We start from the raw sequence: 12,065 nt of genomic DNA on the forward strand, positions 1-12,065 counted from the left end.
CGGCGTAAAGGTCGTTATCCAGATATACAGCTCCCGGATCTGAGCACCGCTCAGTTTCTTGGGACGACCGGAAATCTGCTTGGCCTTGAGCGCGTCAAAGCCACCCTCGCGGTAGGCAGCCAGCCATTCATAGATTCGTGCTCGGCTCATCCCCAGCGCTTTGATGACGACTTCTGGACTCTCGCCATCCATGACCCGTTGAACGGCGCGAACGCGAATGGCTTCTAATGTTTTGTGATCAAGTTTACGACCGTCATCGTGGCGCATGTGTGTAAATATCCGATAAGCTTGGCGAACGGAGCCTACATTATAAATGATGTTCGCTTACTTTCGAACCCATTAGTACATGACCAAGACGCAGTTTTTCCGCCTGGGCCGAGGTAGCACCGGCCAGAAGGGCTCCACCCAGCGCGATACAGGAGATTAGTTTCTTTACGTTTGTCATCACAAAAGCCTCTAGTTGTTATCTTTTGTTTCTTTTGCGTTTAAGCACCGACTGTGTATACCGCGCTGCTGACGGGGCAGAGCGCAGCGCGGCTCCGGTCAGGCGGCTACTTATTGATGGTCAGTTGAATCTCGCCAACGCCTTCGATACTGCCGGTGATTTTGTCACCGGCAACGACGGGACCGACGCCTTCCGGGGTGCCGGTGTAGATGATGTCGCCCGGCTGCAGATGGTAGAACCTGGACAGGTGCTCGATGATTTCGCGCACATTCCAGATCAGCAGGTTCAGGTCGGAGGACTGACGGGTTTCACCGTTTACCGCCAGTTCGATTTTGCCTTCGTTGATAATGCCGGTCTGAGCGACAGGTACGATCGGCGACAGGATGGCAGACTGCTCGAAATCCTTGCCCAGATCCCAGGGGCGTCCCTGTTCGCGCGCTTTTAACTGCAGATCGCGGCGGGTCATATCCAGGCCACAGGCGTAGCCCCAGATCAGATCGTCCGCATCGTCCTGGGAGACTTCAAAACCCTCTTTACCGATCGCAACCACAAACTCCATCTCGTAGTGGTAGTTAGTAGTCTGCGGCGGATAATCGATCTCAGCGCCGGACTCCACCAGGTAGGACGGATGCTTGTTGAAGTAGAACGGTTCCTGCTTGCTCTTATCCACAGCCACGCCCATTTCGGTGGCGTGAGCCAGATAGTTGCGGCCGACGCAAAAGATGCGATTAACCGGGAAGGTCTCGTCGGAACCCTGGATCGGGGCCAGAACCGGAGCGGGTACGGGGAATACGGTGTTCGCCATGGTGAGTCTCTCTTAAATTTTAACGTTGGGCTGTCTAAATTGAGCGGTCTAACTTGAGTTGTTGAATCCGCATGCGACGGCCCCGGGTCGAGCCGGGGCGGCGATCAGAAAATGCCGAGATACTGATGCAGCGGCGCCTCGTCGGCGGTGATAAAGAACGCAGGTTCAGTGCCCGAGGCGTTGCTCAGGGTGATATCGCTGTAGCCGGGTGCACTCAGGGTGTCTTTCTCGACCCAGGCGAGCGCGTCCCCGTCATCGACCTGCAGGGTGCCGGCGCCTTCTACCGCGTGGAAAATGCAGGCGGTGGTGCGTTTGGGTAGTTTGATGGTCTCGCCCGGGCGCAGCATGATGGCGCCGAAGCCGATGCTGGGGAACAGGCTGGTGCCGGTCTCCGGGTTCACGTAGCTGATGCGCAGCAACCCTTGCGCATGGTCCGCAGCCATCTCTGTGAGGCAGGCGCGGGTCTTGCTCCAGGGGTAACGCAGCATCGGTGCGCCTTTCTTCTCGCGCTCAAAGTTCAGGTTCGGCACCACGCCGGCGGCACTGTAATCGGCAAAGGACTTGTCCCGTGCTTTAACGTCCTGCTGCGGCTGGCCTTCCATCGCCCAGGAACCTTCCAGCGAGTAGATCAACGGCAGATCGAGCACATCCAGCCAGACGATGGGGCCGTCGCCCTCGTGGTGGTGTTCGTGCCATTTACCGGCCGGTGTCAGAATCAGGTCGCCACGGTCCATGCGGCAGGGCTCACCATCCACGGTGGTGTAGGCTCCCTCGCCCTCGACGATAATGCGCACCGCGTTGGGTGTGTGACGATGGTTCGGCGCGGTCTCACCCGGCAGAATCAGCTGCAGGCCCAGGTAGATGCTTGGCGTCGCCTGCATATTGGTCAGGCCATGACCGGGGTTGGCCAGCACCAGCACGCGACGTTCGGCTTTTTCCATCGGCGTCAGCTCACCGGCCTGAATCAGCAGCGGACGTACCTGCTCGTAGCGCCAGTTGAGCGTCTGCGTGTTACGGGTCGGAACTCCGTAGGGCAGCACCGCACGCATGCTCGGCCAGAGCGGCACGAGATTCAGGTCGGTGAGGTCGTCGCGGTATTCCTGCGGAAGTTCTTCCAGTGTGCCCAGAGACTGCATCGTTATTTTCCTCGCCTTGGGTTAGTCGTCGTTATTTTGGAAACTGTATTGGGGATACTCGTTAACACGGTTCTCAGTCGATGTAATCCGGCTGACTTTCCGGCGCGGCCTCTTTGAAAGCCGGGTGCTGCAAGCAGTGTTCGTAGACCGCCATCACACGCGTGTAGGGGCTCAGGTCACAGCCAAAACGGGAGGCATTGGCGACCTGAGGCACCAGACAGCAGTCCGCCAGGGTCGGCTGGTCGCCGAAACAGTAAGGGCCGCTACCGTAACGCTCCAGCAGCTTTTCCGCCGCGACGAAACCTTCAGCAATCCAATGGCCATACCAGGCTTGTTTCTGAGCGTCGTCGGCCCCCAGGTTCTTTACCAGGTACCCCAGAATGCGCAGGTTATTGACCGGGTGCATGTCGCAGGCGATCAGGTTGGAGAACTCCAGCACCCGAGCCTTGGCCAGTGCGTCCTGCGGAATCAGGCGATGGCCCTCATAAGCGTCATCCAGATATTGGATGATCGCCATGGACTGGCTCAGGGAAACGCCATCATCGTCCACCAGTACCGGTACGCCCTTAGCCGGGTTGACCTGCTGGTAGTCCTCACTGTGCTGATCACCGGCGCGCAGGTTGATTCCCTGATAGTTGTAGCTCAACCCCTTGAGCGCCATCGCGATACGGACGCGGTATGAGGTGGAGCTATTGAAGAAACTGTAAAGCTGCATCTGCGTTACCTGTCGTTGCTTTGTAGCGATGGAGGCATTATCGTCGAGCCAACCTATATCGACTAATGATATATAAGCATGCTCCCATACCAGTTTTGAAATAGGTAACATCATGGATTGGACACGGCATACGCGCCTGAAACATCTGCCGCTGCTGATCACTCTCGGCGAAACCGGTAGCCTCAGCGAGACCGCCCGGCTGACCTATACCACCCAGCCGTCGCTCTCACGCTGGCTGAAAGAGCTGGAGGAAGATGTGGGGGGCGAGCTGTTTGAACGTCACGCCCGGGGCCTGCGTCCCACGGCGCTGGGGCAGATGCTGATTGCCCACGCGCGCCGCATTCAGACCGAGGTGGAGCGAGCGCAGAAAAATATCGAGGCAGTCCATGAAGGGGCGGCGGAGAGCGTGGCTATTGGCACTTCTCCTGCGTCGGCACCGAGTTTTGTTCCATCCGCCATCACGCGCTTTCTGGAACGGCACCCTCGCTCCAGGGTTCAGGTGCAGGAGAGCACCATGAATACCCTGTTGGCGAAGCTAAAACTGGGTGAGCTGGATGTGGTCGTCGGCCGTTTAGACAACTACCGCCCTTCGCCGGAGTTTCGCAGTGAGCAGCTTTATAGTGAACGTATCCGGGTAGTGTCTCGCCTTAGCCATCCGCTGGCCCAACGCGGCAAGGTAAGCTGGGATGATCTTTACGACTATGACTGGATCGTCTGGCCGGATCGTACCCCCATCCGCGCCAAGCTCGATGCCGCACTGACCCGCGCTGGCCGCAAACCGCCTAATTACCGTGTGGAATCCACCTCACAGGTGGGCAACCTCTGGCTGCTGCAATATACCGATATGATCTCAGTCGCCTCGGAACGGGTCGCCCATCACTTCAACGACCGTGGCCTGATGGAGTCGCTGGATATCGATATCGACAGTGACGAGGGTTGGGTCGGTATGTGCTGGCGTGAAGATGTACAGGAGGAGCCCACCATGATGGATCTGCTTGACTGCATGAGGGAGTCCGCCCGATTTATCTGAAGAGGTCATCAGAAGACGCTATCCCTCAGAGGTCTTATGTGGACCCTACCTGGTCAACAAAGAATACTGCTAATTACAAAGTCACGCGGCCTCTTGTGCGAGCTCTCGAAAGGTAGGCTAAAAGATAGTTCCGTGGACAACCCGGTCATCCCTTGTTAACGAGTTATATACTCTCGTGACTGCACTGACTCAGGTTGCTGAATGTTCATCTAATCGGTCGCATTCTTTGATTGATAGTACATTCGAGCCCGAATCGGCTGAGCTGGGTACTCGGTACTATCCCGCAACATCGCATAGACGGTTCTAATAGTTTTATTAGCCAGAGTCTCAGCAGCAGGAAGCGGTAAAGGGGGCTATAGATACCTTTGAACTTTACCACGAGGCACTGACCCGGACAGAAACTGCGCCGGGCTATTCGGCCTCTGATAATGAAGTTCTGATAACGTCAGAGTGACATGATGCCCGCAATAGCCCCCAGGTGCAGTGGATACCAGGCAAGGCGCAACCAGCGGGGAAGAGGCGGGCGAGGCAGCTGACTCGAACTGAAGTGAGCTGCATAGAAAATCCCGCAGCCAGTCAGAACGCTGATCACCACAGACGATGGCGCGCGGTTAATCAGGGCGCACATGGTTAAAGCGGGAACCGTGCTGATCAGCCGGTCTCTATGCCGAAACGCTATCGCGAACGCAGGCACGAGCAACAGGCCCCAGAGACCGTATTCGATATAGGGGCGGGCGGCAGCGGCCAGGATCAGAACCACCGCCGCAGCGAGTACTTGAAGGCTCTGCGTCTTTATTCTTTCCACGGCGATCAACGCCAGCATACTGAATCCCAGGGTAAAGCAGATATTCAACTTCTCCGCTGAAATCACGGTAGCGTAGGGAATCTGGCTAACGGCCCCGATCACCAGTACTCGCAGACCATACAGGGCGGGTTTCCGGCTGTTATGCACCAGATGCCAGGCGATGATGGCCGCAAACAGTGGAAAAGCGATTCTTCCCATCGCTTGTGCCCAAGGGGTTAGTGCTGACTCCGGCCATATGAACCGAAACATATGCTCCAGCGTCATGGCGATAATGGCGAGCCAATGGGCATAACTAATCCAGGTGTTGTGGGGCGCGGGTGTTTTCGAGTGATCAGTTTGCATGGGGTCGATGTTATCACCGCTTGAGTATCGGGCTGCCGGGATAAAGTTCAGCCTTGATTTACCCCACCGGCTTCTGTTTCCTTATAGATCGTTATTCTTTCAGCTAACAGAACCTGTGATGTTTCGTTATTTCGGTTTCGGTTCAAACATGAATATTACCGCGTTGCGGGCCAAGGGTGTTGAGCCTCTGGCATCGCGGCGGGCTGTTTTGCACGGTTGGCGGTTGCGCTTTAACGTGGAACACTTCTTCCGTCACGAAGGCGGTGTAGCCAATATCGAACGCACCGATGCGCCTGGCGACCGGGTGCTGGGCGTGCTGCACGATTGTCCCGACGCCGCGTTGGCGCCACTGGATGCCACTGAAGCATACGGTCACGGCTATGATCGTGTCATGATCGACGTCGAATCGGAAGGGGAGCGGATACCGGCACTGGTTTATGTGGGTATGCCCGGTTTTCTCAATAACAATTGCCTGCCCAGCCCTCGCTATCGCAATATCCTGGTTCAGGGGGCACACGAAAGCGGCATCGACAGCGCCTATGTAAAATACCTGATGGAGCACCCGGTTCATCAGGTTGAGGAGTATCCGCCGTTTGTCAGGCCGGAGGGCGACCACCCCTGGTTCAGTGCCCGTTCGCTGGCCGGCCGTCCTCTATATACGGCGCTATACGGTGAAGTGTTCGATATGTCGGTGGCGAGGCCCCGGCATGAGTATTTGAAGGGTTTTTTTGGCGGTCGTGATATGACGCTGTTCCATTTGAAGCGTTTGGACACGAGCGATGGCACTGAAACTATGGAAGCGATTCGGCACGGACGTCTCAATGAGGCTCAGCGGAGATATCTCAACGCTTATCTGAACGAATATGCGCGGGAGTATCGCTATGTGGGCCGCTTCGATTACGACGAGACGTGAGGAGCGCACAGCATGGATCAGTTTTCCCCGGCATTGAAACACGGTGGTATTGAAGAGATTTTTCCGGACCTGTTCTGGGTGACCGGTTCCATGGAGACGGTTCTGCAGGGGATGGATTGGCAGTTCAGTCGCAACATGGTCGTGATTCGCGAGGGCGAGCGCCTGATCATCGTCAACAGTGTTCGGCTGGATGACGCGGGGTTGGCCGAACTCGATAAACTGGGGCGGGTGACCGATGTGGTGTGTCTTGGCGCATTGCATGGCCGGGATGATCCGTTCTATGTGGAGCGTTACGGCGCTGAATACTGGGCACTGCCCGGGGTTGAACCTGAATCAGGTCTGCCGGTCACTCAACGGCTGAGACCCGATGGCCCTCTGCCCGTTGCTGATGCTTCCCTGTTTGAGTTTCGTACCACCAAAATCCCGGAAGCGATCCTCCATCTGGCGCGTGAGGGCGGTGTCGTGATCGCCTGTGATGCGCTTCAGAACTGGCTGGCGCCCGATGAATATTTTTCGGAGGACTCCAAAGCATTGATGCAGGAGATGGGCTTCTTTGCGCCGGCCAACCTGGGCCCGGTCTGGGTACAGATGGCAGCTCCGCAGGCTGAAGATTTTGTTCGCCTTAAGGAGCTCGTTTTCAAGCACGCTCTGTGCGGCCACGGAGCCCCGCTGCGCGATAGCGCTTATCCGGCTTATTCCGAAACATTCAAGCGTATGTTCGGTATCTGACGGGCCCGCTGAGAGGACAAGATGAATCCGTCGGATCTGCAGTTACCCGGCTATGAGATCGAGGCGGTCCTGTCCCGTGGCAGCGGCCGCGTGACCTATCGGGCTCGGCGTCTTGCCGATGGCGCCGCAGTGGCAATTGAAACATGGGACGCCGAGTATCCCGAACGTCAGCAGGTTGCGGAGATCCGGCGTGAAGCCAGCATCGCGCAACGCCTGTCCGGTATTAACGGAGTCCGTGAGGTGGATGCCGTTGTCCCTCATGGCGGAGGCAATCTGGCGCTGGTGTGCGAGCTATTCGAAAGCTCAATGGCGCATCGTCTGGAACAGAATGGAGGACAGGGTTTACCGCTGAACGAAGTGCTGGAAGTGGCGTTGAGCCTGGTGCGTACGCTGGGCGCGATCCACGCCAACGAAATCATCCACAAGGCATTGGCTCCGGAGCATATACTGCTTGATCCGGCCAGTGGTGATATTGCCCTGGCTGGCTTTGGCATCGCCTCGGAGCTGGATCAGGAGCGCCAGGCCGTACAGATGTCGCGTCGGGTCGAGGGCCCTTTGCCCTATATCTCCCCCGAGCAGACCGGTCGTATGAACCGGGATCTTGACTACCGCTCCGATTATTACTCCCTGGGAGTCCTGCTGTTCGAGCTTCTCACCGGACAGCGACCTTTTCAGGCGGACAATGCACTGGAATGGGTACACAGTCATCTCAGTCAGCGCCCCCCGGCACCCCATGAACTGAACGCAGCCGTTCCGGAAGCTGTTTCGGCCATCGTTCTCAAACTGTTGAGTAAGAATCCGGAGGCTCGTTATCAAAGTGCTGAGGGGATAACCCATGACCTGGAGCTGTGTGCCAACCGCCTGGCTGCCGGGAGACTGATCGAGCCTTTCCAGCCCGGCGAGAAGGACCGGAGTCACAAGTTTCTCCTGCCGCAAAAACTCTATGGTCGGGATCGAGAGATAGACCAGCTGCTTACGCTGTTTGAAAGTGCAGCAGCCGGACAGACCGAGTTCTGTTTGGTGCACGGTTATTCCGGGGTGGGTAAATCGGCGCTGGTGAATGAGCTGGACCGGCCGCTGGTGCGGGAACGGGGCTTCCTTGTTCAGGGCAAGTTTGATCAGTTTCAGCAGGGCGCGCCCTGCAAAGCGCTGGCGTCAGCTTTTCGTGGTCTGGTACATCAGGTGTTGGCCCTGCCGTCGGCGCAGTTGGCGATATGGCGCGAGCGTTTGAACGAAGCACTGGCACCCAATGCCCGGCTGGTGGTTGAGCTGGTGCCGGAGCTTGAGCTGATTATTGGCTCGCAACCGGCGGTGGCACCGCTGCCGCCCGCCGAGGCCCGTAACCGACTCAACATTGTGCTGACGGCATTTCTACACGTATTCGCCGGAGCCGGTCACCCAGTGGTGCTGTTTTTGGATGACCTGCAGTGGAGCGATGCACCGACCCTCGAGCTGCTACGACGGGTCATGCTCTCTCACGAGACATCCCATCTGTTTCTGGTGGGTGCCTACCGCAGTAACGAAGTGGCGGTGGGGCATCCGTTGCTGTTGATGCTCGATGACCTGAAAACGCATCGCACGGTTAAAGAGATCCCGATTGGGCCGCTCGATCCCGGCTCCGTGAATCATCTGGTAGCCGATGCATTGAGTCGGACGGAAAATGAAACGCGTGAATTGGGAGAGCTGCTTTACGAGAAGGCGCAGGGGAATCCGTTTTTCACCAACGAGCTGATTCGCGGCCTGTACCTGGAAGGGGCAATTACTCCGGAAGCGGGAACCGGACGCTGGAGCTGGGACCTGGATCAGGCGCGCTGGGCGCAGATGAGCTCCGACGTGGTGGAATTCATGCTGGAGAGCCTGCGACGTCTGCCACCCGAGACGCAACAGGTGTTGCAGCTGGCGGCCTGTATTGGTGCTAGCTTTGATCTCAATACGTTATCGGTCATCTATCAACGCAGTGCTACCGATACGGCCCGTGCGCTGTTGCCAGCGCTCAAACTGCATGCGGTATTGCCACTGCACAGCCATTACCGGCTGGTTAACGAGCGTGCGGATGAATCTGGCGAAGCACCGTTCAACCCGGTTTACCGGTTCCAGCATGACCGTGTGCAGCAAGCGGCCTACGCGCTGATCGATCGCGGTGCGCTGGCCGCTGTTCATCTATCGGTGGGCCGGCTGATTCTGGCCAGTCGTGAAAATAGCGTATCGGATAATCGAGTCATCGAAATTGTCGATCACCTCAATTTGGGGCGTTCGCTGGTGGATAGTGAGCGTGAACGCATCCAGCTCTGTCGCTTGAATCTCAGGGCGGCGGTTCGGGCCCATGACGCGACCGCCTATGAAGCCGCCTGGACCTATCTGCAGGTTGCCGGTGAGTTGATGCCTGGACATGCCTGGTCAGCCGAGCCGGAGCTCATCCGCAGCTGGGCGACAGAGGTTCAACAGTGCGCCTACCTGACCGGGCGTACTGAGGCTGCAGATCACTGGATTGACGTGTTGCTGGAGCATGCCGAATCGGACCTGGAGCGGGGGGATATCCTGGCCGTGCGTACCCGTCAGTATGCCACTCTGGGGCGGATGGAGGAGTCGATTCAGTCCGCCATTCAGGGGCTGACGCTGCTCGGCGTCGAGTTTTCGGCTGAGCCGGACTCCGCAGATATTGAGCGTGAGCGGCAGCGGGTGGTGGAATACCTGGGTGATCGACGTATCCCTGACTTGGTGGATGCGCCGGAGGTCAACGCCCCGGCAACCCTGATCGCCATGCGGCTGTTGATGGAGATCTTTGCTGCAGCTTTTCTGTCGGGGAGTGGCAACCTGTTTCCCTACCTGGTGCTCAAATCGGTCAACTTATCGTTGCGTCACGGAAACGCCCCGGAGTCGGCCTTTTCCTATGCGGCCTACGGCATGTTGCTGTGCGGCGAACTCGATGAGCCGCGCTTGGGTTATGAATACGCGAAAGTGGGATTGGCGATCAACGAACGGCTCGATGATCTGCCCCTGCGTTCCCGGGTTGTTTATGTGTTTGCCATGTTCGTTAATCACTGGAACAACCACTGGTCGAGCCTGACCCCTCTATTTCGCCAGGGAATCGAGGCGGGTTACCAGTCCGGTGATCTGCTTTACCTGGCATACAGTGCCCAGGACTGCGTGATCTGGGATCCGACCCTGGACCTGGAAACGGCCCACCGGTTACATGCCGAGAACCTGGAAATTGTGCGCGAGTGTGCCTATCAGGACTCACTCGACTCGGGCACGCTCTTTCTTCAGTTGCAACGCAATCTGATGGGCCTGACCGATGGCCTGTTCAGCCTCAGTGATGAAAGCTTCGATGAGCAGCGCTGTCTGGCGGGGATGCGAGAGCGCCAGTTCATGACCGGCATCGCCAACTACCATATCTACAGTGCCGAAATAGCGCTTCTATATGGCGATTATGATCGCGCACAGGAGCATGTTTATGCCCAGGACAGACTGATTAAATCGGCGATGTCGCTGCCGCAGCTGGTGCGTTTCTATATTGTGGCTTTCCTGACGTTGGCGAGCCAATATCCGTCGATGACACCGGCCCAACAGCGGGAAACGCAAACTCGACTGGAGCGTGACCTGGCTCGAATGACCCGATGGGCTGATAATTGCCCGGAGAATTTCCGTCATCACCAGTATCTGATGCAGGCGGAGCTGGCGCGGTTGCAGGGGCAGTCTGAGCAGGCGCTGGAGTTATTCGAAGCAGCTATCGATGCTGCTGGCGAAAGTGGATTTATTCGGGATGAAGCCACTGCCTGCGAACGGGCTGCGCAGCACCTGTTGGGGCAGGGTCGGAAACGGGCCGCCGAAGGCTATCTGCGGGGGGCCTGCCGGCTGTATGAACGCTGGGGGGCACACCGCAAGGTGGCGCACATGACCCGCCAGTTCCCGATCCTTATAGAACTTCTGCAGCCGCCATCCTCCGCCGCAAACAGCACGGCAGATCTTGATTTGGCTTCCATCATGAAGGCGTCCCGGGAGATTTCCGGTGAAATTGTACTGGAGCGCCTGCTGAAAACCTCCATAGACATCTTACTGGAAAGTGCAGGGGGGCAGTGGGGGTGTTTACTGGCACGTCATGAAGGCCAGTTAACGGTGGAGGCGATCCGCTGGCCTCAGGAGGGATTGGCGTATATTGATGTCCCCGAGCACTCCTTGGTGACCGACTCAGACGGAAACCGGGTACCCTTGCCAATGACCGTTATCAGTCAGGTTTTGCACAGCGGCGAGGCGGTGGTGCTGGGGGAGGCCTATCACCAGGGCGATTTCGTAGCAGACCCCTATATCCGCAACTGCCAGCCGGTTTCCCTGTTCTGTGCACCAATCCAGCGGGAGCGGTTTGAAGGCGTTATCTATATGGAAAACAACCTCGCCTCTAATGTTTTTACCGAAGCGCGAGTGGAATTGATTCGTCTGCTAACGGCCCAGGCTGCCGTTGCCATTGAAAACGCCGGGCTCTATGAGCAGGTCCAGGAGTACTCCCGCACGCTGGAGCAGAAAGTCGCCGAACGCACCACCCGGCTGAAGCAACTGAATCAGGAACTGCAGGGCTTGGTGGACCGCGACGGTTTGACCGGTGTTGCCAACCGCCGACGTGGAGATGCCTACCTGAAGGAGGTCTGGAAACGTCTGCGCCGGGAGCGGCGTCCACTCTCGCTGATCATGCTCGATGTGGATCACTTCAAGGCGTTTAACGATAACTATGGGCATCAGGCCGGCGATGATTGTCTCACCGTGGTTGCCAGCGTGATCAATGATCAGCTCAAACGTCCGGCTGACATGGTCGCGCGCTACGGCGGGGAGGAGTTTATGGTGATTCTGCCCGACACCGATAAAGAGGGTGCGCAGCGGTTGGCCGAGCAGGTACGTGAGGCCCTGGAGTCTCGTGCCATTGAACATGCTTTCTCATCGGCTGGAAACCGGGTCACGGTCAGTGCCGGGGGCGCTACGCTGGTTCCGGGTTCCGACGGCGGTCCTGAGCTCTTGCTGCGTGAAGCGGATATCGCGCTCTATCGCGCCAAGCGGATGGGCCGCAACCGGGTTCAGGTGGGCTGACGGGCGGCTGTCCGGTTGTCTAGATGTCATCGCGCCTTCACCATTAACCCCTAATCTGTTGCCGGTTTA

At 57.7% G+C, this 12,065-nt stretch carries 9 protein-coding genes; 4 read left to right on the plus strand and 5 right to left on the minus strand.

Features of this window, described 5'->3' with window-relative positions:
* From G403_RS0115695 to maiA, 4 genes are all read right to left on the minus strand, one after another.
* A partial coding sequence (locus G403_RS0115695) for a helix-turn-helix domain-containing protein (protein WP_027854830.1) occupies positions 1-267 on the minus strand: 267 nt, incomplete at its 3' end.
* A gap of 284 nt (positions 268-551) precedes the next feature.
* Positions 552-1,250 carry a fumarylacetoacetate hydrolase family protein gene (locus tag G403_RS0115700; protein ID WP_027854831.1) on the minus strand — a complete coding sequence of 233 codons (699 nt, stop codon included), beginning with the start codon at positions 1,248-1,250 and terminating at the stop codon, positions 552-554.
* A 104-nt stretch (positions 1,251-1,354) separates the two neighbouring features.
* Positions 1,355-2,386, minus strand: a complete 1,032-nt coding sequence (locus G403_RS0115705) for a cupin domain-containing protein (protein WP_027854832.1) — start codon at positions 2,384-2,386, stop codon at positions 1,355-1,357.
* 73 nt (positions 2,387-2,459) lie between these two features.
* Positions 2,460-3,101: a maleylacetoacetate isomerase gene (maiA, locus tag G403_RS0115710; protein WP_027854833.1), complete on the minus strand. Its 642-nt coding sequence runs from the start codon at positions 3,099-3,101 to the stop codon at positions 2,460-2,462.
* Positions 3,102-3,213: 112 nt separating this feature from the next.
* Between maiA and G403_RS0115715 the strand changes: the two genes are divergently transcribed.
* Positions 3,214-4,131 (plus strand): LysR substrate-binding domain-containing protein, encoded by a 918-nt coding sequence (locus G403_RS0115715; RefSeq protein WP_027854834.1) that lies wholly within the window; start codon positions 3,214-3,216, stop codon positions 4,129-4,131.
* 445 nt (positions 4,132-4,576) lie between these two features.
* Here G403_RS0115715 and G403_RS0115720 read toward each other — a convergent pair whose 3' ends face one another.
* Positions 4,577-5,278 (minus strand): TraX family protein, encoded by a 702-nt coding sequence (locus tag G403_RS0115720; RefSeq protein WP_084404067.1) that lies wholly within the window; start codon positions 5,276-5,278, stop codon positions 4,577-4,579.
* 118 nt (positions 5,279-5,396) lie between these two features.
* Between G403_RS0115720 and G403_RS0115725 the strand changes: the two genes are divergently transcribed.
* Genes G403_RS0115725 through G403_RS0115735 form a run of 3 tightly spaced genes read left to right on the plus strand, consistent with a single transcriptional unit; the run spans position 5,397 to position 11,996 of the window.
* Positions 5,397-6,191: a gamma-glutamylcyclotransferase family protein gene (locus tag G403_RS0115725; protein ID WP_027854836.1), complete on the plus strand. Its 795-nt coding sequence runs from the start codon at positions 5,397-5,399 to the stop codon at positions 6,189-6,191.
* Positions 6,192-6,203: 12 nt separating this feature from the next.
* On the plus strand, positions 6,204-6,920 hold the full coding sequence (locus tag G403_RS0115730; RefSeq protein WP_027854837.1) for a hypothetical protein: 717 nt from the start codon (positions 6,204-6,206) through the stop codon (positions 6,918-6,920).
* A gap of 21 nt (positions 6,921-6,941) precedes the next feature.
* A complete protein-coding gene (locus G403_RS0115735) occupies positions 6,942-11,996 on the plus strand; it encodes a diguanylate cyclase (protein ID WP_027854838.1) in 5,055 nt (1,684 codons plus the stop codon).
* Positions 11,997-12,065: the final 69 nt, after the last annotated feature.

This window comes from Marinobacterium litorale DSM 23545, assembly GCF_000428985.1.
Taxonomy (GTDB): Bacteria; Pseudomonadota; Gammaproteobacteria; order Pseudomonadales; family Balneatricaceae; genus Marinobacterium_D; species Marinobacterium_D litorale.

Bases quoted from the DNA above. Each gene is read 5' to 3' on its own strand.
- G403_RS0115700 (WP_027854831.1), bottom strand. From the start codon at position 1,250: ATGGCGAACACCGTATTCCCCGTACCCGCTCCGGTTCTGGCCCCGATC.
- G403_RS0115705 (WP_027854832.1), bottom strand. From the start codon at position 2,386: ATGCAGTCTCTGGGCACACTGGAAGAACTTCCGCAGGAATACCGCGAC.
- maiA (WP_027854833.1), bottom strand. From the start codon at position 3,101: ATGCAGCTTTACAGTTTCTTCAATAGCTCCACCTCATACCGCGTCCGT.
- G403_RS0115715 (WP_027854834.1), top strand. From the start codon at position 3,214: ATGGATTGGACACGGCATACGCGCCTGAAACATCTGCCGCTGCTGATC.
- G403_RS0115720 (WP_084404067.1), bottom strand. From the start codon at position 5,278: ATGCAAACTGATCACTCGAAAACACCCGCGCCCCACAACACCTGGATT.
- G403_RS0115725 (WP_027854836.1), top strand. From the start codon at position 5,397: ATGTTTCGTTATTTCGGTTTCGGTTCAAACATGAATATTACCGCGTTG.
- G403_RS0115730 (WP_027854837.1), top strand. From the start codon at position 6,204: ATGGATCAGTTTTCCCCGGCATTGAAACACGGTGGTATTGAAGAGATT.
- G403_RS0115735 (WP_027854838.1), top strand. From the start codon at position 6,942: ATGAATCCGTCGGATCTGCAGTTACCCGGCTATGAGATCGAGGCGGTC.